The following is a 21,848-nucleotide window of genomic DNA, read 5'->3' as shown; positions in this document are numbered from 1 at the left end:
TGAGGTTTTCTCAGCGAAATGATCTCCGCGAAGTGGGCTGATCGGTGCAGGTCCGGGTGGATCGGGCCGGGCGGCCCCGGCTCTGGACAGACGTAAAGCCCCTGGTAGGACAGGTCTCACCACAAGATCATGTCCGTAACCACCAGAGGCTTCACGTTGGTCACCTATGTTGCCACGCTCGACGTCCCACGCCATGTCGTGGAGTACCTGTCCCGCCTGCTGGCCGCACACCGACGACGCATCGGCACGCCGCGCGGCTCGCGGGCGCTGGGCCCGTTCCGCCAGGCCGTACTGGTTCTGCGCTGGTTCCGCGAGCGCGGCTGCGTGCACTGCCTGGCCCGTGACGCCGGAATCTCCCAGGCCACCGGCTACCGCTACCTGCACGAAGGCATCGACGTCCTCTCCGCCCAGGCCCCGGACCTGCACGAGGTCCTCTCCCGCTGCCGAGGTGAAGGCATGACACACGTGATCCTCGACGGCACACTGATCGAGTCCGACCGCCTCGCCGGCCTCCGGGACAACGGTAACGACCTGTGGTTCAGCCAGAAGCACAAGGCGTTCGGCGGCAACATCCAGTTCCTGTCCGCTCCGGACGGCACCCCCCTGTGGGTCTCCGACGTCGAGCCCGGCAGCGTCCCCGACATCACCGCCGCCCGCCTGCACGCCTTGCCCGCCCTTTACAAGGCCGCCGAGGGCCTTCCGACCCTGGCGGACAAGGGCTACATCGGCGCGGGCATCGGCATCCGCATCCCGGTCCGCCGCCCAAAGGGCCAGTCCGAGCAGGCACTTCACGCCGATACCCGCATGCTCAACATGCTGCTGCGGCATGTCCGGGCCCTGGGCGAGCGCACTGCCGCCGAACTCAAGCAGCGATGGCGGGCCCTGCAGCACGTCACGCTCAGCCCCAACCGGATCGGCGACATCGCCAGAGCAGCTCTCGTTCTCAACGGGATCTGGAAGTGATCACCGATGAGAAAACCTCACTTACCGTAGTAAAGTTCTATGGACCTTCTGCGCTCTGCAAACCATGGATCGTCGCTGGGGATGTCATGAGCCTTTGCGTAGGCGGAGAGAGGGGATGCAGCGCGAGACTTCCCGATAGCCTTGAACTTGTCTTTCTCTATTTTCGCCTTTTACTCCCTAGGCCCATCCGACTCCGGGATGCCCCCGTGACCACCGCATCCCAATTCCCTCGCGACATTGCGGGCCACATGCTGAAGTATGTCCATGTGCAATTGGATTGATTTCAAACCACCCTCGCCCCCAACGAGTCGAGGGCCGTAGGAAAGTTTTCCGTGCACTACAGGGCGTTCTCTGCTGTTTCTTCTTGTGCTACTTGAGTGGCACTCAAAATATATTTCAGCGGAGGTGTAAGTCGAAGTCGCCCGTAGAGCGAACGGGAAATCCTTCTCGCCGACGACTGCCGTTTTTCTGTCAGGAGGGATGTTGTCTCGACTGATTATTTCGAAATGAATGCGTGGAACAGGTGCTCCTTTCCCCTCTACGGGGTGGACTCGGCAGAACTCTCTTCTCTTCCCTGTTCTTTCTTCCTTCAGGTCGGACAAGAGGAGGTCCGTGAACTTACCGCCGTCGCCGACGGAGTCTTTTCTGAACTTCTCTGCCGCTGTAATTTCCTTCACGGCTGAGGCGGCTTTCTCTGCCAGCCCGCCGCACACATCCTGTGCGGAAACTGAATTTCCCCGGTCTCCGCTAGAGCAAGATGACGCCATCAGAATGATGCCCACCAAGGAGAAGGTGATGCGCAATCGAAAAATTTTCTTCCTCACCAGATAATCTCTCTAAGGGTTTCATCTTCGAGGTGACGGGTGTTCAACTTTCGGGATCTGGCCGAGTGCTTTCGACTGGGGTTGCTTCGCCCATTTCTAAGTGCTTCGCTGGCGGCTCGTATTATTTTCGAAATAGAGGTGCAATGTCGTTCCTTCCAGTGTCGTACCTGTCCTCAAGGTTGATCTCCTGAAGCCAAGAGCTGCCTGGTGGAATTTCATGAGCGACAACGAAGGCGTCGAGCGGGTCCACGGACCGGACTTTCCCGCGATCGTAGAACTCCATAGCATCGACCCTGTTTTCTTCCTCGAATTTTTCCATCCTTTCCTCTATCTGGCGATTCAGGGACACCTCGTATTGGGTTTCCGTAGCGCTCGCCACCCCTTCCACCACAGCGGGAACCGCGAAAGCAACCGCTGCAGAAGTGGTAGGGCCTCCAAAAGGAAGAGTCAGAAGTCCGGCACCCAAGCCGATTCCCTGGCTGACGGCAAATTTTTCCCACTCCGCAGCCTCGGTCAATTTGCGCTCCGCCTCCTCCTTGTTGTCCTCATATGTGTTCAGGATGTCCAAGGTTCGCGCACCGTCAATCACTCCGTTGAACTTGGATCCTGATTCGAGGATAAGTTTCGCCTCATCATTGGGCCCGGGTTGCACTCTCATCAGGGATGCGACGTACTCCTGTTGAGCTGATGCAAGTATTTCGTATCCACCTTCGACTCTTCCGGCAGAAGCGAGGAACCTTTCGGCAGTGCTGGCATTTACACTGAAGTGGCCGCCCCCTTCTTTATGGCGGAAGGCGGAGTTCCTTGCCTCTTCTGTGTAATCCGCTTCCCCGAAATCAGAGACTGCCCAATTCAGGTCGTCGATGTAGCCAGCCCCCATCCTTGCCAAACTGTCTCCCACTCCGGGCCTGTCGGAGGCGAAACTCACGTCCGTGCTGACAAGTGCGACAACTTGACTCATGACGTTTGCCGTCGCCTCGTCGCGCTTCAGGCCAAGATCGGGGCGATCGTACGGGAAACCGAGGGTCGCTGACTCCAGGGCGTGCCCAAGTTCATCGTACCCGTACCCTTTTTGGGCTTCTTCGCCCGTAGTCGGGTCTTGGAGCCATTCACGTTCACGCATCAGGTAATCGAGGAACGGGCTGAGGTTGTTCTCATGGTTCCCGTTTACAGCCCAGGGCACTGAGTTGAACATCGCCTTGGAAGCTTCCGGGTTGTGGCCGAGGGCCTCCAGGTAACCGGACATGGGGTCGTTTCCTTCATCGGACCCAAAATTGAGGCGGGCTTTGTGGTCATCGACATGCCAAAGATCTTCGAGGTCGCCCTTGTGCTCCTTCTCGAAGTAGTAGAGTTCAGTGCCGTACTCTTTGAGAAATTCTGTTTCGTACTCGCCGTGGCGCATCAAGCTGCTCATGATGGAAAAACCGTAGGACCCCTGGCTCGGGAGGTTCGCCGTCGCGCCCGAGTGGGTGAAATAGATGCGTTCTTTCCCGAGTTCGACCATTTTCTCCTTCCACTCCTGCATGGCTTCGCTCTGGGAATGCGAGGCGGTGGCGAGAGTGTGGGAAAGAGATTTTTGGATGCCCGCCAGGGTTTTTTCTGCTGCGCTGCTGGACGGACGGGCGTCGGCGATGCCCTGCCAGAAGCGCAGAGTGCCCTCGGGGCCCGTTTTGACGGCGAACCGTTCGGCGAAGTAGGGGTCGCCTTCGTGCTTCCGGGCCAGGCGGTTGAACTGTTCGAGCTGTTCGTCGGTGATGCCGGGACCGAGAGAGGTGAGCTTGACGAGTGTGTCGGCGTCCTTGCGGGCCCGGCCCTGTCCCTGCTGGGCCTCCCGGATGCTGCGGAACATGTCGGGGTGGAAGCCGGGGGAGCGTCCGTTGGGGTCCTGGGAGAGCGCCCAGTGAAGTGCGGTGTCCGCCTCGGTGGCGTCATCGAGGGCCGCTTTGATGCGGTCGTTGTACCCGCGGATCACGTCCTCGTAGGCCTGCTTGAGGACGGCGAGCCGCTCGGGCTTCTTCTTGTCGTCCGGGTCCAGGTATACGAGCCCGGCGGAGGAGAGCTTGAGGTTCCTGTCCTCGGAGACCTCGTCGGTGACGTTCCGGAGTCGTTTCTGGGCGGAGCGGAAGCTTTCCAGAGCGCTGTCGAGCAGCCGGTGGACGTCACCGGCCTCCTCCGCGGCGTTCCCCATCTGCTTCTGCACTTGATCGAACTTCTTGAACGCGGCCTTCGCCGCCTCCCCCTCCCAGTCGGAAGCGAGTAGGGCACCGGACACCTCGGTCTTGAAGGATGTGGCGATGGTGGTGAACTTGCCAGGCAGGTTCCGCCACTTGGCCACAGCCTCCGACAGCGGTGTGAGGTCAGCCTCCTTGACCGTGCTGTAGCTCAGTGTCACTTGTCCGAACCCTTCCCGTCCTCCATCTTGAGACCGTCGATCACCTTGGCCCGGTCGCCGTCCTCCTGCTGGAGTTCGCCGGCCGCGGCGCGCAGGGGCTTGGCCACTCCGCTGTCCAGCAGTCCCTGGAGATACTTCATCTGTTCCTCCCAGCGTTCCTGGAAGGTGGTGAACGCGGTGGCGGACTTGAAGCCCTTGAGCCCGCCGGGAACTTCCTTGGTCTTCTCGATGACTGCGTTGTCCGCGTCGGCGAAGTTGCCGCGGATGGTGTCGGTCCTGCCCGCGCGTTTGGTGAGCTCGTTCGGGGTGACGTGGAGGAGCTTGGTCGTGCCGCCACCGCCCTCGTCCCCGTCGAGTGTGTTGAGGCGGGTGCGGGTCGCCTGCTCGCGCGTGGCCTTGGCCACGAGCTGGTCCCACTCTTCGTCGAACGACATGGTGCTTCCTCTGGTCACAGTGCGGACACTTGTGAGTGCCCTGTGTACCGGTCCTGCTGATGGTGAGGCAAAGGATTCGGACACAGCCTGTGTCGAGGAGGGGGCCCAGAAGGCATGTTCGCCCCGTGATGTGCCTCGTCGCGTGACCTGACGGTGCGGCCGGCACCACCGGGGCCGGGGCGGGGGGAATGCCTGGGGTTTCAGGGCGCCGTCTGTCGGTTCCGACGGCGTGTCCCGGGACGGCAGTGTGCTGTGGGGTGCGTGGGGGCGCAGGCGTCGCCCGTTCCGGGAACAGTATGGGGGCGTTGTTCGTCCTGCGGCCGGAAGACCGAGCCCTGTGCGGCAGGAGGGAAGTGGGGCCGCGAAGGCGGGGTTGGACAATCGGCCCCCGGCAGCCTGTGCGCAGGGCGGGGGCGGTGTCTGCCGAGTGCCTCGGCGGTCACTTCGGCGGGGAAGCGGGCCAGGGTGGGCGTCGGCTCACGGCGTGGTTCCGGGGAGGGCCCGGTCGACGGGAATGACGGTCGGCCACGGCCGGGTGGTTTTCCGAGGCGCCGGAATGGAGCCGATGCGTACACGGGTGGTGCCGTGTCAGCCGCCGGTGCGGTGCAGGACGCGCTGGAGGCCCGCGGCAATCAGTCCCAGCGCCGCACCCAGCAGGGAGTTGAAGAACAGTATGCCGATCATCCCGGGCACCGGGGGGACTTCGGCGTCCTCCAGGAACGGCTGCAGCGCCAGGTTCAGGAGGAGTGCGAGCACTCCGTAGGCCACTCCGGCGAACAGGAGGGTCGGTACCGGCCGGGGGACGCGCAGCGCCGCCGCGGCGCCCACCCAGATCACGGCGATCAGCACCGTGAGCAGGACGGGACCCACCGGTTTCTCCAACGGCCCGGAATCGTAGGCACCGGCGATGCTGAGTACCGGCCGGATGAGCGCGAAGGCGCCCAGGGCGACGATCAGCACCCAGGGTAACTGCCGCAGGGAACCTCGGCGCGTGTCCGTCGTGGACATCGGATGCTCCTTCCCGGTGCTCGGTCGTGTGCCGCTGGACCGTCATACAAGTCAGGCTGTCTACATGTAGGAAGCCTACGCTAGCACATTATGTAGATTGGCTACATGAAGCCTGATGCGGTGAGAGGGCATCTCGATGCCCTGATCCTGGCGACGCTGGAGAAGGGAGCCCTGCACGGCTACGCCGTGATGCAGGCGCTCCGGGAGAGCAGCGGGGGAGCGCTGGAACTGCCCACCGGGTCGCTCTATCCCGCACTGCGCCGGCTGGAGCGGGCCGGATACGTGCGGAGTGAGTGGCGAATGGTCGGCGGACGCCGACGTCGCACCTACGAGCTGACCGCGGCGGGCAGGCGCGCTCTGGACACCGAGCGCTCGGAATGGCGGGACTTCGCCGCCGTGGTCGAGGGCGTGTTGCGCCCCGGTACGGCCTCCAGCTGACCCGGCCGGCTGGTCAGGCCGCGCTCAGGCAGCGGCGGCCGGCCACCCCGATACCGGCCAGTGGAATGCCCAGCACCACCAGGGTGCTCGGCAGCCCGGTGGGGCTCAGCGGTGAGTGCGTGGCCGGGTCGGACAGGGTGAGCAGCAGCCCCAGCACCGCGAAGACGGCGCAGACGGTGAAGGCGAAGATCCCGGTGACGCGGGCGACCAGGCGCGGGGAGCCCAGACGGCGCACTCCCGTGCCCGTCGCGAAGAGCACCGCCAGTCCCAGGGCGATGGTGATGCCGCCGGACCAGCGGGCCGCCGCGTCGACCAGTTCGTAGCCGCGGCCGCCGTGCCCGCCGGGGGCGTCTTTGGTGAGGGTCTGCATCACCCGCCATGCCACGGGCTGAGTCAGCATCACCGCGCAGATGAGTATCGCGGTGCGCCGGCCCTGGGCGAGACCCAGTTCGGCCTGGTAGTCCGGGGCGACCACGTGTACGGGACCGAAGTCCGCGACGGCCTGCCGCTCGGCGCTCTCCCGATTCAGACCGGAGTCCTCGTAAGCATCCGCCGCGTCGATCAGCCCGTCGCGAGCTTCGGCGAGCAGGTCGGCCTTGGCCGTTCGCGGGCCGCGCAGCGTCCGGCTCAGCTCGGTGACGTACCGGTCGATCACCCGTCCCCCCGGACAGTTCCTGAGCCCGCGCGGTCGTGTAAGCCCCGCCCAGTGTAGGCGCCGGAGGGGACGGCCGGGAGGAAGGATCCCCGGGATGTCCTTGACTCTCCCCGGCTGTTCCTGCAGGGGCGCCGGAGGGTTCGCACGCCCGGGGGCCGTCCTGCCGGAGGCGCGCTGTCCGTACGGAAGGAAGCGGCCGGGGAGCCGGGGAGCCGGGGCGGGGGCAGGGGGGTGGGACTGGGAGGATGGGCACATGACGCGCGCATCCCTGGACAAGCAGCCCAACGAAGTCGCCGCGATGTTCGACAAGGTGGCGGCCCGGTACGACATCACCAACGACGTGCTGTCCCTCGGACAGGCCCGGCTGTGGCGGCGCGAGGTCGCCCGTGCGGTGGACGCGCGGCCGGGGGAGCGGGTGCTGGACCTGGCGGCCGGGACGGGCACGTCGTCGGTGCCGTTCGCGACCGCCGGGGCGTACACCGTGCCGTGCGACTTCTCCCTCGGGATGCTGCGGGAGGGCAAGAGGCGCGAGCCGTGGATGCCGTTCACGGCCGGGGACGCGACCCGGCTGCCGTTCGCCGACGACGCGTTCGACGCCGTCACCATCTCCTTCGGGCTGCGCAACATCCGCGACACCGACGCCGCGCTGCGCGAGATGCTGCGGGTGACCAGGCCCGGCGGGCGGGTGGTGATCTGCGAGTTCAGCCACCCCACCTGGGCGCCGCTGCGCACCGTCTACACCGAGTACCTGATGCGGGCCCTGCCGCCCGTGGCGGAGGCCGTGTCCAGCAACCCGGACGCCTACGTCTACCTCGCCGAGTCCATCCGCGCCTGGCCCGACCAGCCCGGCCTGGCCCGCAGGCTCCAGGACGCGGGGTGGGAGAAGGTCGCCTGGCGCGATCTGACGGGCGGGATCGTCGCCCTGCACCGGGGGTTCGCCCCGTAGGACCTGGAACGGGGCAGGACGGGACGGGACGGACCGGGTGCGCGGGGCGATCGTCGGCACGGGAGCGGGAGTTCGCCCGCGCATCCCTGTTCCCGGCGGGCCGAAGGCCCCTGCATAGACTGCATCCGTCCAGTGCCCGGCGCGACCGGCACGTTGAATACCGAGTCTTGCGGGAGTCCGTCGTGACTGAGTCCCCCTCGAAGGCAGCCTCCGAGCACAGCGCCGATGTGATCGTGGTCGGGGCCGGCCCCGCCGGGTCCACCACCGCCTATCACCTGGCCCGTTCCGGGCTCGACGTCCTGCTGCTGGAGAAGACGGCCTTCCCCCGGGAGAAGGTCTGCGGCGACGGGCTGACCCCGCGTGCGGTCAAGCAGCTCGTGGCGATGGGCGTCGACGTCTCCGAGGAGGCGGGCTGGCTGCGCAACAAGGGCCTGCGGATCATCGCCGGCGGCACCCGGCTCCAGCTCGACTGGCCGGAGCTGGCGAGCTACCCGGACTACGGACTGGTCCGCAGGCGCGACGACTTCGACGAGCAGCTCGCCCGGCAGGCCGAGAAGGCCGGGGCGCGGCTGTACGAGCGGTGCAACGTCGGTGCGCCGATCACCGACGGGCGCACCGGCCGGATCACCGGTGTGGAGGCGAAGCTGGGCGAGGAGAGGACGCCGGTCTCCTTCCGTGCCCCGCTGGTGGTCGCCGCGGACGGCAACTCCACGCGGCTGTCGCTGGCGATGGGCCTGCACCGGCGCGAGGACCGCCCGATGGGCGTGGCCGTGCGCACGTACTTCACCTCGCCGCGCCACGACGACGACTACCTGGAGTCCTGGTTGGAGCTGTGGGACCGGCGGGGGGCGGAGGACCGGCTGCTGCCCGGCTACGGCTGGGTCTTCGGGATGGGCGACGGCACCTCCAACGTGGGTCTGGGCGTGCTCAACACCTCCTCGTCCTTCAAGGAGCTGGACTGGCGCGAGGTCCTCAAGGCGTGGTGCGCCTCGATGCCCGAGGAGTGGGGTTACACGCCCGAGAACATGACCGGCCCGATCCGCGGCGCGGCCCTGCCGATGGCCTTCAACCGGCAGCCGCACTACACGCGGGGACTGCTGCTGGTCGGTGACGCGGGCGGCATGGTCAACCCGTTCAACGGCGAGGGCATCGCGTACGCCATGGAGTCCGGGCAGATCGCGGCCGACGTCATCGTCCAGGCCCACGCCCGGCAGAGCCCGGCCCAGCGCGAGCTGGTGCTGCGGCGCTATCCGAGGATCCTCAAGGACACCTACGGCGGCTACTACACGCTGGGCCGCGCCTTCGTGAAGCTGATCGGCAACCCCAGGGTCATGAAGCTGGCGGCCGAGCGCGGTCTGACCCATCCGGTGCTGATGCGCTTCACGCTGAAGCTGCTGGCGAACCTGACGGACCCGACGGGCGGCGACGCGATGGACCGCATCATCAACGGGCTGACGAAGGTCGCCCCGCGCGCGTAGCGCGCGGGCGAGCGGGAGACGGGTGAAGGGCCGTCCGGGAGACCGGACGGCCCTTCACCGTGTACGCGTACGTGCCGTACGCGCGCCGCGCGGCGTCAGAGCACGCGCACCGCGCCCGTCGGCATGTCGTAGCTCATGTCGCGCTCGACGACGCCGGTGGAGGGGTTCTGGGCGCCGATGAAGCGGCCGTTCCCGATGTAGACGGCGACGTGGTAGGCGTTGCCGGCGCTGCCCCAGTAGAGGATGTCGCCCGGCCGCACGTTGCTCAGGGAGACCTGGGTGCCCGCAGTGGACTGCGGCTGTGAGGTCCGCGGGAGGCTGACCCCGATCTGGCGGAAGGCGGCCTGGGTGAGGCTGGAGCAGTCGTAGGCGCTCGGGCCGGTGGCGCCCAGGACGTACGCCTTGCCGACCTGCGCGCGCAGGAAGTTCACCAGGGTCGCCGCGTTGCCGCTGCCGGCCGGTGCGGATGTGGCGGGTGCGGCGTTCTCGGCGGGTGCGGCGCTGAGGGAGGTGCGCCGGGAGTCGCGCGCCGCGCGCTCCCGGGCGGCGCGCTCGCGCTCGGCCTCGGCGGCCTCCGCCGCCCTGCGCTCGGCCTCGGCCTTCTTCTTCTCGGCCAGTTCTCCGGCCCGGTCCATGGCCTGCTCGGCGGCCAGGGCCCGTGCGGCCTCGGTCTCGTACCGGGTCGCGACCGTCCGGTTGGCGTCGGCGGCCCGCAGGGCGCCGGTGGCCGCGTCGGGGACGATCACGGGCATCTCGGCGGTGTCGGCGGCCGTCCGGCGCTCCTCGGCGGAGGCGGGGGCGGCCGCGGCGGTCACCGCGAGAGTGCTGAGGACGCCACCGGCAACGCCCGTGCGCAGCAGGGGGTTCCTGCCGGCTCTGCGGGGTTTCCGGTGGCTGGGTATGTGGGCGGTCTGGGACATGTCACCACGGCTATCAGCCGTGGGAGGTTCCGTTCAACAAAGGTGTGTTACGCCACACTCGGCGTGTACGCGACCACTTTGACCGGAGCGGGGTGCTCCGGAGGGCTCTCCCGGAAGTCGATCATTGCCCTGTTAAGGGGCCGTGACCATGACATTGTCCGATTGATCCACTTCGCTCCGTGCGCCTAGCACGGGCGGTCGTCGTCGCGCAAAGACGGGCCCGCGCCGCGAGGGGCGGACGTGGCGGAGGTCACAGATTGAGCACGGATTCACGATCTTGCCGTGCCGGCGCCCCGGAGGGGTCGCGAAGGCGGATCCGGGGCCGGGTTCGAAGCCGGGCCCGAAGCCGGCCCCGGGGCCGGGTCCGGAGGTGGTCCCGGCTCCCGCCGAGACCCTCTTCCGCGCCGTCTAGCGAGTCCGGATGTCCAGGGCAAATTTGCGTGTAGCGGGCATCTCTTGGTAGGGCGCACCCCCTCCGACCAGCGAAGACGCATCGGATTGTCACGTGTGGTGATCAGTCGGCCGCTTCACGTGTGAAGATCGCCGTCCATCCGGCTTCATGATCATTCGTCAGGTGGTGGAGATCACAAACTTGTTGCCGCACCCCGTGTCGCAGATCACAGAAGGACGGGCATAGGATGCAGTCGACTCGGGCTTGTGAACTGCCTCACATATACGCGATCTTCGTGAACGGAACACCGGTCCGAAAACGGCCCGCAACGGCCCGCCGGCAGCGTCGTCGACTGGAAGGAGCGAGGAGCGGTGAACGTCTACGCGCCCATCCTCGTACTGGGAGCGCTCGGGGCAGCCTTCGCTGTCTTCTCCGTGGTCATGGCCTCGATCGTCGGCCCCAAGCGCTACAACAGGGCCAAGCTCGAGGCATACGAGTGCGGCATCGAGCCCACCCCGCAGGCAGCGGGGGGCGGGCGCTTCCCGATCAAGTACTACCTGACGGCGATGCTCTTCATCGTCTTCGACATCGAGATCGTCTTCCTCTACCCCTGGGCCGTCACCTTCGACGCCCTGGGGCTGTTCGGGCTCGTGGAGATGCTGCTCTTCGTGCTCACCGTCTTCGTCGCCTACGCCTACGTCTGGCGTCGCGGCGGCCTGGAATGGGACTAGGGGCGTACACATGGGTATCGAAGAGAAACTGCCGAGCGGCTTCCTGCTGACCACCGTCGAGCAGGCCGCGGGCTGGGTGCGCAAGTCGTCGGTCTTCCCGGCGACCTTCGGACTGGCCTGCTGCGCCATCGAGATGATGACCACCGGCGCCGGCCGCTACGACCTCGCCCGCTTCGGGATGGAGGTCTTCCGCGGTTCGCCGAGGCAGGCGGACCTGATGATCGTGGCCGGCCGGGTCAGCCAGAAGATGGCGCCGGTCCTGCGGCAGGTCTACGACCAGATGCCGAACCCCAAGTGGGTCATCTCCATGGGCGTGTGCGCCTCCTCGGGCGGCATGTTCAACAACTACGCGATCGTGCAGGGCGTCGACCACATCGTGCCGGTCGACATCTACCTGCCCGGCTGCCCGCCGCGCCCCGAGATGCTGCTGGACGCGATCCTCAAGCTCCACCAGAAGATCCAGGGCGAGAAGCTCGGGGTCAACCGGGAGCAGGCCGCCCGCGAGGCGGAGGAGGCGGCACTCAAGGCGCTTCCGACGATCGAGATGAAGGGGCTGCTCCGATGAGCGAGGCAGAGGCGAACGGCAACGGCGCCGTCCCGTCGCCGCGCGGCGGGACGGGCGAGGTGATCGACGTCCGCCGGGGCATGTTCGGCGCCAAGGAGGGCGGCGACACCTCCGGCTACGGCGGGCTGGTGCGCACCGTCCGGCTGCCGGGCGCGTCGTCCCGGCCGTACGGCGGCTGGTTCGACGAGGTGGCCGACGAACTGGAGGGCGTGCTCGAGGAGCAGGGCCTGGTGCCGGAGGAGGTGATCGAGAAGACGGTCGTGGACCGCGGCGAGATCACCTTCCACATCGCCCGCGACCACCTGCCGGTGGTGGCCCGCGTCCTGCGCGACGACCCCGCGCTCCGCTTCGAGATGTGCACCGGAGTCAGCGGCGTCCACTTCCCCGGTGAGTCCGGACGCGAACTGCACGCCGTCTACCACCTGCGCTCGATCACCCACAACCGGCTGATCCGGCTGGAGGTGAGCGTGCCCGACGGCGATCCGCACATCCCGTCGATCGTCTCGGTCTACCCGGCCAACGACTGGCACGAGCGCGAGGCGTACGACTTCTTCGGCATCGTCTTCGACGGCCATCCCGCGCTCACGCGGATCATGATGCCCGACGACTGGCAGGGCTTCCCGCAGCGCAAGGACTACCCCCTCGGCGGCATCCCCGTCGAGTACAAGGGCGCCCAGATCCCGGCTCCCGACCAGCGGAGGTCGTACAGCTGATGAGCACCTCGCACGCATCCCCGCACGCGACGGACCCCACCGCCTCGCAGGCGAGCGCCCGCGAGACCACCGAGGGCACCGTCTACACCGTCACCGGCGGCGACTGGGACGAGGTCGCCACCGCCGCGGCCAGGGGCGACGACGAGAAGATCATCGTCAACATGGGCCCGCAGCACCCGTCCACGCACGGCGTGCTCCGGCTCATCCTGGAGATCGACGGCGAGACGGTCACCGAGGCCCGCTGCGGCATCGGCTACCTGCACACCGGCATCGAGAAGAACCTCGAATACCGCACCTGGACGCAGGGCACGACCTTCGTGACGCGCATGGACTACCTCACGCCGTTCTTCAACGAGACGGCGTACTGCCTGGCGGTGGAGAGGCTGCTGGGCATCGAGGACCAGGTGCCCGACCGCGCCAGCGTCATCCGCGTGATGATGATGGAGCTCAACCGGATCTCCTCCCACCTGGTGGCCATCGCCACCGGCGGCATGGAGCTGGGCGCCACCACGGTGATGATCTACGGCTTCCGGGACCGCGAACTGGTCCTGGACCTCTTCGAGCTCATCACCGGCCTGCGGATGAACCACGCCTACATCCGGCCCGGCGGGCTCGCCCAGGACCTGCCGGCCGGCGCGGTGGACCAGGTCCGCGAGTTCGTCAAGAAGATGCGGAAGAACCTGCCGGAGTACGACAAGCTCTGCACCGGCAACCCCGTCTTCAAGGCACGTCTGCAGGACGTCGGCTACCTGGACCTGGCCGGCTGCATGGCGCTCGGCGCCACCGGCCCCATCCTGCGCTCCACCGGACTCCCGCACGACCTGCGCAAGGCCCAGCCGTACTGCGGCTACGAGACCTACGACTTCGACGTCCCCACCGACACCACCTGCGACTCCTACGGCCGCTTCCTGATCCGGCTGGAGGAGATGCGCCAGTCGCTGCGGATCGTCGAGCAGTGCCTGGACCGGCTGGAGCCCGGCCCGGTGATGGTCGGCGACAAGAAGATCGCCTGGCCCGCGCAGCTCGCGCTCGGCCCGGACGGGCTCGGCAACTCGCTGGACCACATCAGGAACATCATGGGCACCTCGATGGAGGCCCTCATCCACCACTTCAAGCTGGTGACCGAGGGCTTCCGGGTGCCGCCGGGCCAGGCGTACGCCGCGGTGGAGTCCGCCAAGGGCGAGCTGGGCGTGCACGTGGTCAGCGACGGCGGCACCCGCCCGTTCCGGGTCCACTTCCGGGACCCGTCCTTCACCAACCTGCAGAGCATGGCGGCGATGTGCGAGGGCGGCCAGGTCGCCGACGTCATCGTCGCCGTCGCGTCCATCGACCCCGTGATGGGAGGCGTCGACCGGTGACAGACGTATCGCTCGGGATGCCCCAGCTCCCCGCTCCCGACTACCCGGCCGACGTCCGCGCCCGGCTGGAGGCGGACGCGAGGGAGATCATCGCCCGCTACCCCGGCAGCCGCTCCGCGCTGCTGCCGATGCTGCACCTGGTGCAGTCCGAGGAGGGGCACGTCACCCCCACCGGGCTGCGGTTCTGCGCCGAGCTGCTCGACCTGACCACGGCCGAGGTCACGGCGGTGGCCACCTTCTACACCATGTACCGGCGCAAGCCCTCGGGCGACTACCAGGTGGGGGTGTGCACCAACACCCTGTGCGCGGTGATGGGCGGCGACGCCATCTTCGAGTCGCTCCAGGAACACCTCGGCGTCGGCAACGACGAGACCACCGAGGACGGCAAGGTGACGCTGGAGCACATCGAGTGCAACGCGGCCTGCGACTTCGCCCCCGTGGTGATGGTCAACTGGGAGTTCTTCGACAACCAGACGCCCGAGAGCGCCAGGAAGCTCGTGGACGACCTGCGCGCCGGGCGCGAGGTGCGGCCCACCCGCGGCGCCCCGCTGTGCACCTTCAAGGAGACCGCCCGCATCCTCGCCGGATTCCCCGACGAGCGGCCCGGCGCCGTCGAGGCGAGCGGCAGCGCGGGGGAGGCCTCGCTGGCCGGACTGAAACTGGCCAGGGGCGAGAAGGCCGGGCCGAAGGTGGTCTCGCCGCGCGGCGGGGAGGGGCCCGCGTCGGCCGGACAGCCCGTCACCGAGACCGGCGAGGCGCCCCAGCCCCACCCCAGCTCCCACGACGCGCCGCGCAAGACGGCCGCCTCCGACCCCGACAACCCGGCCGGCCCGGTGGCGAAGGAGGGCAAGTGATGACCGCCGAATCAGCGGAGAAGCTGCTGGCCCCGGTGCTCTCGGCCTTCTGGGACGACCCGACGTCCTGGACGCTGGACACCTACCGGGCGCACGAGGGCTACGAGGGCCTGCGCAAGGCCCTGGCGATGAAACCCGACGACGTCATCGCCTACGTCAAGGAGTCCGGTCTGCGCGGCCGCGGCGGCGCCGGCTTCCCCACCGGTATGAAGTGGCAGTTCATCCCCCAGGGCGACGGCAAGCCGCACTACCTGGTGGTCAACGCCGACGAGTCCGAGCCGGGCACCTGCAAGGACATCCCCCTGCTCTTCGCCAACCCGCACGCGCTGATCGAGGGCATCGTGATCGCCTGCCACGCGATCCGCTCCAACCACGCCTTCATCTACCTGCGCGGCGAGGTCGTCCCCGTGCTGCGCCGTCTGCACGCCGCGGTCCGCCAGGCCTACGAGGCCGGCTACCTCGGCAAGGACGTCCTCGGCTCCGGCCTGGACGTGGACATCACCGTGCACGCGGGCGCCGGCGCGTACATCTGCGGCGAGGAGACCGCCCTGCTGGACTCCCTGGAGGGCCGCCGCGGCCAGCCCAGGCTGCGTCCCCCCTTCCCGGCCGTCGCGGGCCTGTACGCGTGCCCCACCGTCGTCAACAACGTCGAGTCCATCGCCTCGGTTCCCGCGATCATGAACCGGGGCAAGGAGTGGTTCCGCACGATGGGCAGCGAGAAGTCCCCCGGCTTCACGCTGTACTCCCTCAGCGGCCACGTCGCCGCACCCGGCCAGTACGAGGCGCCGCTGGGCATCACGCTGCGCCAGCTGCTGGAGATGAGCGGCGGCATGCGCCCCGGCCACCGGCTGAAGTTCTGGACCCCGGGAGGCTCCTCGACCCCGCTGCTGACCGACGAGCACCTCGACGTACCCCTGGACTACGAGGGCGTCGGCGCCGCGGGCTCGATGCTCGGCACCAAGGCGCTCCAGTGCTTCGACGAGACCACCTGCGTGGTCCGCGCGGTGACCCGCTGGACGGAGTTCTACGCCCACGAGTCCTGCGGCAAGTGCACCCCCTGCCGCGAGGGCACGTACTGGCTCGTCCAGCTCATGCGCGACATCGAGGCCGGCAAGGCGGCCATGTCCGACCTCGACAAGATCAACGACATCGCCGACAACATCAACGGCAAGGCCTTCTGCGCCCTCGGCGACGGCGCCGCCAGCCCGATCTTCTCCTCCCTGAAGTACTTCCGCGAGGAGTACGAACAGCACGTCACCGGGCGGGGCTGTCCCTTCGACCCGGCCAAGTCGACCCTGTGGGCCGACGACAGGACCGCACACCTGGAGGTGAACGCGTGACCGTCACCACCGACGCCAAGGCCTCCGGAGGCGGAGAGGCCGAGCCGCCCAAGGCTCCCGAGGACGCGGTGACGCTGACGATCGACGGCATCGAGGTCAGCGTGCCCAAGGGCACCCTGGTCATCCGTGCCGCCGAACTGATCGGCATCGAGATCCCGCGCTTCTGCGACCACCCCCTGCTGGACCCGGCCGGGGCCTGCCGCCAGTGCATCGTCGAGGTCGAGGGCCAGCGCAAGCCCATGGCCTCCTGCACGATCACCTGCACCGACGGCATGGTCGTCAAGACGCACCTGACCTCACCGGTGGCCGAGAAGGCCCAGCGGGGCGTGATGGAGCTGCTGCTCATCAACCACCCGCTGGACTGCCCGGTCTGCGACAAGGGCGGCGAGTGCCCGCTGCAGAACCAGGCCATGTCCCACGGGCAGGCCGACAGCCGCTTCGACGGCCGCAAGCGCACCTTCGCCAAGCCCGTGCCGCTGTCGGCACAGGTGCTGCTGGACCGCGAGCGCTGCGTACTGTGCGCCCGCTGCACCCGCTTCTCCAACCAGATCGCGGGCGACCCGATGATCGAGCTGCTGGAGCGCGGCGCCCTGCAGCAGGTCGGCACCGGTGAGGGGCCGCCCTTCGAGTCCTACTTCTCCGGCAACACCATCCAGATCTGCCCGGTCGGCGCGCTCACCTCGGCCGCCTACCGGTTCCGCTCCCGCCCCTTCGACCTGATCTCCTCGCCGAGCGTGTGCGAGCACTGCTCCACGGGCTGCGCCACCCGCACCGACCACCGGCGCGGCAAGGTCATGCGGCGGCTGGCCGCCGACGACCCGGAGGTCAACGAGGAGTGGATCTGCGACAAGGGCCGCTTCGCCTTCCGCTACGCCCAGCAGCGCGACCGGCTCACCCACCCGCTGCTGCGCAACACCGAAACCGGTGAGCTGGAGCCCGCGAGCTGGCCCGAGGCGCTGGACGCCGCGGCCAGGGGACTGGCGGCGGCCCGCGGCCGTACCGGCGTCCTCGCCGGCGGACGGCTGACGGTCGAGGACGCCTACGCGTACGCCAAGTTCGCGCGGGTCGCCCTCGACACCAACGACATCGACTTCCGCGCCCGCGTCCACAGCACCGAGGAGGCCGACTTCCTCGCCTCCCACGTCGCCGGACGCGGACTGGACGCCGACAAAAGCGGCGTCACCCACTCCGCACTGGAGAAGGCCCCGGCCGTGCTGCTGGTCGGCTTCGAGTCCGAGGAGGAGGCCCCCGGCGTCTTCCTGCGGCTGCGCAAGGCGTACCGCAAGCACGGGCAGCGCGTCTTCTCCCTGGCCACCCACGCCACCCGCGGGCTGAGGAAGGCCGGCGGCACCCTGCTGCCGGCCGCGCCCCACACCGAGAACGAGTGGCTGGACGCGCTGGCCGGCGGCGTCGGGCTCGACGAGACCGGGCAGAAGGCCGCCGAGGCGCTGCGCGCCGAGGGATCGGTGATCATCGCCGGGGAGCGGCTGGCCGCCGTGCCCGGCGGGTTCACCGCCGCCCTGCGGACGGCCACCGCCACCGGTGCCCGCCTGGTGTGGATCCCGCGCCGGGCCGGCGAGCGGGGCGCGGTCGAGGCCGGAGCGCTCCCGACGCTGCTGCCCGGCGGACGCCCCGCCACCGACCCGGACGCCCGCGCCGAGACGGCCGCCGTCTGGGGCGTGGCGCAGCTGCCGGTCCGCTTCGGCCGCGACACCGGACAGATCGTCGAGGCCGCCGCGGACGGCGAACTCGCGGCCCTGCTGGTCGGAGGCGTGGAGATCGCCGACCTGCCCGACCCGGAGCTGGCCCGCAGGGCGCTGGAGAAGGCCGGCTTCGTCGTCAGCCTGGAGCAGCGGCCCTCGGAGGTCACCGAGCGGGCCGACGTGGTCCTGCCCGTCGCCGCGGTCGTGGAGAAGGCGGGCTCCTTCCTCAACTGGGAGGGCCGCTCGCGGCCGTTCGAGGCCGCCATCAAGCCCGACCAGATGACCCGCCGGCTCGTCCAGTCCGACCACCGCGTGCTGCACATGCTCGCCGACGCCCTCGACGTCCACCTCGGACTGCCGGACGTACGCACCGTCCGCGCCGAGATGCGGCGCCTGGGCGTCTGGGACGGCCCCCGCGCGGACGCGCCGGAGGCCGGCACCCGGCAGGTCCCGCGGCCCGCCGCGGGCGAGGCCGTGCTCGCCGGCCACCGGCTGCTGCTCGACCGGGGCCGGCTCCAGGACGGCGACGAGGCGCTGGCCGGCACCCGGCACGCCGCCGTCGCCCGGCTGTCGGCCGCCACGGCCGCCGAGGTCGAGGTCGCGGGCGGCCAGCCGCTGACCGTGACCGGCCCGGCCGGGACGGTCACCCTGCCGCTGGAGATCACCGAGATGCCCGACCGCGTGGTCTGGCTGCCGCTGAACTCCACGGGATCCGGAGTCGCCGGCGACCTGGGCACCGTGCCCGGCCGGCTCGTGAAGCTGTCGGCGGCCGGTGCGACCACCGCGGCCACCGCGACCACCGCGGCCGCCGCGGGCCCGGAGGAGACGAAGGGGGTGGAGGCGTGATGAGCCCGTCCGTCCTGGCCACGGGCACGACGGTCCTCGCCGAGGAGGACCTGTCGATGTTCGGCACCGATCCCTGGTGGCTGATCGGCCTCAAGGCGGTGTTCTGCTTCGCCTTCCTGATGCTGACCGTGCTGATCTCCATCGTCATGGAGCGCAAGGTCGTCGCCTGGATGCAGCTGCGCATCGGCCCCAACCGGCACGGCCCCTGGGGGATGCTCCAGTCGCTGGCCGACGGCGTGAAGCTGATGCTGAAGGAGGACGTCAACGTCAAGGCGGCCGACAAGGCCGTCTACATCCTGGCCCCCATCATCGGCGCGATCCCCGCCTTCATGGCCATCGCGGTGATCCCCTTCGGCCCGCCCGGCAACGAGGTGTCGGTCTTCGGCACCCGTACCGCGATGCAGCTCACCGACCTGCCGGTGGCGATCCTGTACATCCTGGCCACCGCCTCCATCGCCGCCTACGGCACGGTGCTGGCCGGCTGGTCCTCGGGCTCCACCTACCCGCTGCTGGGCGGTGTGCGAGCCACGGCCCAGGTGATCTCCTACGAGGTCGCCATGGGCCTGAGCTTCGCGGCGGTCTTCCTCTACTCCGGGTCGATGTCCACCTCGACGATCGTCGGGGCGCAGGCCGACACCTGGTTCGCGCTGCTGCTGCCGGTGTCGTTCCTCATCTACATGGTGGCGATGGTCGGTGAGGCGCACCGCGCGCCCTTCGACATGCCCGAGTCCGAGGGCGACCTGGTCGGCGGTTTCAACACCGAGTACTCGTCGATCAAGTTCGCGTTCTTCATGCTCGCCGAGTACATCCACATGGTCACCGTCTCGGCCCTGGCGGTCACCCTCTTCCTGGGCGGCTGGCGCGCCCCGGCGCCGATCAGCACCTACTGGGAGGGCGCCAACCACGGCTGGTGGCCGCTGCTGTGGTTCGTCGTCAAGGTGAACCTGCTGCTGTTCCTCTTCGTCTGGCTGCGCGGCACGCTCCCGCGCGTGCGCTACGACCAGTTCATGAGGCTGGGCTGGAAGGTCCTCATCCCCGTCTCGCTGGCCTGGCTGATGCTGGTGGCCACCGTGCGGGCGCTGCGCAACGAGGGCTACGCCTTCGGCGACATCGTGCTCTGGGTCGTCGGCGCGGCGCTGGTGCTGCTCCTGCTGTCCTTCGTCTACGACGCCGTCCGCGCACGCGGCGAGCGCGCCGGGGAGAAGGAGGGGGAGGAGGCCGGGAAGACGGCCGGAGACGAGACCTTCGACCCGATGGCGGGCGGCTACCCCGTACCGCCGCTGCCGGGACAGACCCTGCCGCCCGTACCGCGCCGGCGGCCGCGCCGCGAGCGGGAGACCGCGGGCGTGGGGGCCGGCGCGGACGGCGAGTCCAGCGAGACCGGCAAGGCCAGGGAGGCCGACGATGCCTGAGTTCGAGAACCCGGTGGCCGGCTTCGGCGTGACCTTCAAGGCCATGTTCAAGAAGCGGCTCACCGAGCAGTACCCCGAGGAGAAGAAGCCCACCGCGCCGCGCTTCCACGGCCGGCACCAGCTCAACCGGCACCCGGACGGGCTGGAGAAGTGCGTGGGCTGCGAGCTGTGCGCCTGGGCCTGCCCGGCCGACGCGATCTACGTGGAGGGCGCGGACAACACCGACGAGGAGCGCTACTCGCCCGGTGAGCGCTACGGGCGCGTCTACCAGATCAACTACCTGCGCTGCATCCTGTGCGGCCTGTGCGTCGAGGCGTGCCCCACCCGGGCGCTGACCATGACCAACGAGTACGAACTGGCCGACCGGAGCCGCGAGTCGCTCATCTACACCAAGGAGGAGCTGCTCGCCGGGCTGGAGGAGGGCATGGTCGACACCCCGCACGCGATCTTCCCGGGCATGACCGAGAAGGACTACTACCGGGGACTGGTCACCGAGGCCGCTCCGGGGACGGTCCGGCAGGAGGCCCACTCGAAGAACCCGAAGAACGAGGCCCCGCAGGCCGCCGCCGACACCTTCGGCCCCGACGAGCCGGCCTCCGAGGCGGTGAGCGAGAAGTGAACGGCACCCTGCTGGCGGCCGCCTCCGCCACCTCCACCGGCGAGGCGGTGCAGTTCTGGATCCTGGGCACCGTCGCGGTGCTGGGCGCGCTCGGGACCGTGCTGATGAGGCGGTCGGTGCACTCGGCGCTCTGCCTGGCCGGGACGATGATCGTCCTGGCCGTGTTCTACCTGGCCAACGGCGCCTACTTCCTGGGCATCGTGCAGATCGTCGTCTACACCGGCGCGGTCATGATGCTCTTCCTGTTCGTGCTGATGCTCGTCGGCGTCACCGCCGCCGACTCGCTGAAGGAGACCATCAAGGGGCAGCGCTGGATGGCGGTCCTGTGCGGGCTCGGCTTCGGCATCCTGCTGGTCGGCGGCATCGGCAACGCCTCCGTCGGCACCTTCACCGGTCTGGCGGAGGCCAACGCGGGCGGAAACGTCCAGGGCCTGGCCCGGTCGATCTTCACCGACTACGTGTTCGCCTTCGAGATCACCGGCGCGCTCCTGGTCACCGCGGCCGTCGCCGCCATGGTGCTCACCCACCGCGAGCGCACCGAGCGCCGCGACACCCAGCGCGAGATGGCCGAGAAGCGCGTCCGCGAGGGCAAGCACCTCCCGCCGCTGCCCGCGCCCGGCGTGTACGCCCGGCACAACGCCGTGGACATCCCCGGCCTGCTGCCGGACGGCACACCTTCCGAACTCACCGTCAGCCAGACGCTGCGCTCCCGCGGCCAGGTCCGGGACGTCTCCCGCAAGTCCCTGTCCGACCTGGCGGCGCTGGAGCGGCGCACCGAGGATTACCTGGGCCGGGGCGAGAGCACCGCCCGAGGCGGCCCGGGCGAGGGCGGCGGCCGGGACGCACGCGACGCGGCGGACGTACGCAAGGACGTCTCGGACGACTCCCCGGCCGCGGACCGTGACCGTGACCGTGACGGGGACCGCGACGCAGACCGTGACAGGGAGGCCGCCAAGTGAACCCGGTCAACTACCTCTATCTGGCCGCGCTGCTGTTCACCATCGGGGCCAGCGGGGTACTGCTGCGGCGCAACGCGATCGTCGTGTTCATGAGCGTCGAGCTGATGCTGAACGCGGCCAACCTCGCGCTCGTCGCCTTCTCCCGGCTGCACGGCAACCTCGACGGCCAGATCATCGCGTTCTTCACGATGGTCGTCGCCGCCGCCGAGGTCGTGGTCGGGCTGGCGATCATCGTGACGATCTTCCGCTCCCGCCACTCGGCCTCGGTCGACGACGCCAGTCTGATGAAGCTGTAAGGG

21 protein-coding genes are annotated in these 21,848 nt (G+C 68.9%); 15 read left to right on the top strand and 6 right to left on the bottom strand.

The annotated features are described in order from the left end of the window. Positions 1-156: 156 nt before the first annotated feature. Positions 157-963, top strand: a complete 807-nt coding sequence (locus CUT83_RS26540; protein WP_101256294.1) for a transposase family protein — start codon at positions 157-159, stop codon at positions 961-963. 170 nt (positions 964-1,133) lie between these two features. Here the strand turns inward: CUT83_RS26540 and CUT83_RS29895 are convergent, their stop codons facing one another. From CUT83_RS29895 to CUT83_RS26525, 4 genes are all read right to left on the bottom strand, one after another. Continuing rightward, complete coding sequence (locus CUT83_RS29895; protein WP_139238178.1) at positions 1,134-1,745, bottom strand: hypothetical protein; 612 nt, start codon at positions 1,743-1,745, stop codon at positions 1,134-1,136. A 163-nt stretch (positions 1,746-1,908) separates the two neighbouring features. Then, positions 1,909-4,179 carry a WXG100 family type VII secretion target gene (locus CUT83_RS26535; RefSeq protein ID WP_093852073.1) on the bottom strand — a complete coding sequence of 757 codons (2,271 nt, stop codon included), beginning with the start codon at positions 4,177-4,179 and terminating at the stop codon, positions 1,909-1,911. Then, entirely contained in the window at positions 4,176-4,613 is a 438-nt protein-coding gene (locus CUT83_RS26530) for a WXG100 family type VII secretion target (RefSeq protein WP_093852074.1), read from the bottom strand. Before CUT83_RS26530 ends, CUT83_RS26535 begins: the two co-directional genes overlap by 4 nt. Before the next feature lie 588 nt (positions 4,614-5,201). After that, positions 5,202-5,621, bottom strand: a complete 420-nt coding sequence (locus tag CUT83_RS26525) for a hypothetical protein (protein WP_093852075.1) — start codon at positions 5,619-5,621, stop codon at positions 5,202-5,204. A 105-nt stretch (positions 5,622-5,726) separates the two neighbouring features. Here CUT83_RS26525 and CUT83_RS26520 point away from each other — a divergent pair, with 105 nt between their 5' ends. Then, positions 5,727-6,059 (top strand): PadR family transcriptional regulator, encoded by a 333-nt coding sequence (locus CUT83_RS26520; protein ID WP_093852076.1) that lies wholly within the window; start codon positions 5,727-5,729, stop codon positions 6,057-6,059. Between the two features lie 13 nt (positions 6,060-6,072). On the opposite strand, the gene CUT83_RS26515 is transcribed toward CUT83_RS26520, so the two are convergent. Beyond that, entirely contained in the window at positions 6,073-6,714 is a 642-nt protein-coding gene (locus tag CUT83_RS26515; RefSeq protein WP_093852077.1) for a permease prefix domain 1-containing protein, read from the bottom strand. 253 nt (positions 6,715-6,967) lie between these two features. On the opposite strand from CUT83_RS26515, the gene CUT83_RS26510 reads away from it, so the two are divergent. Beyond that, positions 6,968-7,660 carry a demethylmenaquinone methyltransferase gene (locus tag CUT83_RS26510; RefSeq protein ID WP_101258356.1) on the top strand — a complete coding sequence of 231 codons (693 nt, stop codon included), beginning with the start codon at positions 6,968-6,970 and terminating at the stop codon, positions 7,658-7,660. Between the two features lie 182 nt (positions 7,661-7,842). After that, positions 7,843-9,138 carry a geranylgeranyl reductase family protein gene (locus tag CUT83_RS26505; RefSeq protein WP_101258355.1) on the top strand — a complete coding sequence of 432 codons (1,296 nt, stop codon included), beginning with the start codon at positions 7,843-7,845 and terminating at the stop codon, positions 9,136-9,138. 95 nt (positions 9,139-9,233) lie between these two features. Here the strand turns inward: CUT83_RS26505 and CUT83_RS26500 are convergent, their stop codons facing one another. Continuing rightward, on the bottom strand, positions 9,234-10,058 hold the full coding sequence (locus CUT83_RS26500; protein WP_101258354.1) for a C40 family peptidase: 825 nt from the start codon (positions 10,056-10,058) through the stop codon (positions 9,234-9,236). Between the two features lie 762 nt (positions 10,059-10,820). Between CUT83_RS26500 and CUT83_RS26495 the strand changes: the two genes are divergently transcribed. The 11 genes from CUT83_RS26495 to nuoK are packed head-to-tail and all read left to right on the top strand — an operon-like array spanning position 10,821 to position 21,845. Further along, positions 10,821-11,180, top strand: a complete 360-nt coding sequence (locus CUT83_RS26495) for an NADH-quinone oxidoreductase subunit A (RefSeq protein ID WP_093660454.1) — start codon at positions 10,821-10,823, stop codon at positions 11,178-11,180. 10 nt (positions 11,181-11,190) lie between these two features. Further along, a complete protein-coding gene (locus CUT83_RS26490) occupies positions 11,191-11,745 on the top strand; it encodes a NuoB/complex I 20 kDa subunit family protein (RefSeq protein ID WP_093660456.1) in 555 nt (184 codons plus the stop codon). After that, positions 11,742-12,458, top strand: a complete 717-nt coding sequence (locus CUT83_RS26485) for an NADH-quinone oxidoreductase subunit C (RefSeq protein WP_101258353.1) — start codon at positions 11,742-11,744, stop codon at positions 12,456-12,458. Before CUT83_RS26490 ends, CUT83_RS26485 begins: the two co-directional genes overlap by 4 nt. Next, positions 12,458-13,816 carry an NADH-quinone oxidoreductase subunit D gene (locus tag CUT83_RS26480; protein ID WP_101258352.1) on the top strand — a complete coding sequence of 453 codons (1,359 nt, stop codon included), beginning with the start codon at positions 12,458-12,460 and terminating at the stop codon, positions 13,814-13,816. The genes CUT83_RS26485 and CUT83_RS26480 overlap by 1 nt, the downstream gene beginning before the upstream one ends. A gap of 17 nt (positions 13,817-13,833) precedes the next feature. Beyond that, entirely contained in the window at positions 13,834-14,670 is an 837-nt protein-coding gene (gene nuoE, locus CUT83_RS26475) for an NADH-quinone oxidoreductase subunit NuoE (protein WP_101258351.1), read from the top strand. Beyond that, positions 14,670-16,010, top strand: coding sequence for an NADH-quinone oxidoreductase subunit NuoF (gene nuoF / locus CUT83_RS26470; protein ID WP_101258350.1), 1,341 nt, complete (start codon positions 14,670-14,672; stop codon positions 16,008-16,010). The genes nuoE and nuoF overlap by 1 nt, the downstream gene beginning before the upstream one ends. Beyond that, positions 16,007-18,559 (top strand): NADH-quinone oxidoreductase subunit G, encoded by a 2,553-nt coding sequence (locus CUT83_RS26465; RefSeq protein ID WP_101258349.1) that lies wholly within the window; start codon positions 16,007-16,009, stop codon positions 18,557-18,559. The genes nuoF and CUT83_RS26465 overlap by 4 nt, the downstream gene beginning before the upstream one ends. Continuing rightward, entirely contained in the window at positions 18,559-19,971 is a 1,413-nt protein-coding gene (nuoH, locus tag CUT83_RS26460) for an NADH-quinone oxidoreductase subunit NuoH (protein WP_101258348.1), read from the top strand. Before CUT83_RS26465 ends, nuoH begins: the two co-directional genes overlap by 1 nt. Next, positions 19,964-20,590, top strand: a complete 627-nt coding sequence (nuoI, locus tag CUT83_RS26455; protein ID WP_101258347.1) for an NADH-quinone oxidoreductase subunit NuoI — start codon at positions 19,964-19,966, stop codon at positions 20,588-20,590. Before nuoH ends, nuoI begins: the two co-directional genes overlap by 8 nt. Beyond that, on the top strand, positions 20,587-21,549 hold the full coding sequence (locus CUT83_RS26450; RefSeq protein WP_101258346.1) for an NADH-quinone oxidoreductase subunit J: 963 nt from the start codon (positions 20,587-20,589) through the stop codon (positions 21,547-21,549). Before nuoI ends, CUT83_RS26450 begins: the two co-directional genes overlap by 4 nt. Next, entirely contained in the window at positions 21,546-21,845 is a 300-nt protein-coding gene (gene nuoK, locus CUT83_RS26445) for an NADH-quinone oxidoreductase subunit NuoK (protein WP_093660472.1), read from the top strand. The genes CUT83_RS26450 and nuoK overlap by 4 nt, the downstream gene beginning before the upstream one ends. The last annotated feature ends 3 nt before the right edge of the window (positions 21,846-21,848 follow it).

It is taken from the genome of Streptomyces barkulensis, assembly GCF_002843305.1.
GTDB classification, from domain to species: Bacteria; Actinomycetota; Actinomycetes; order Streptomycetales; family Streptomycetaceae; genus Streptomyces; species Streptomyces barkulensis.
Note: the sequence above shows the minus strand (reverse complement) of the source record. Positions and strands in the feature narration are given on the sequence as shown.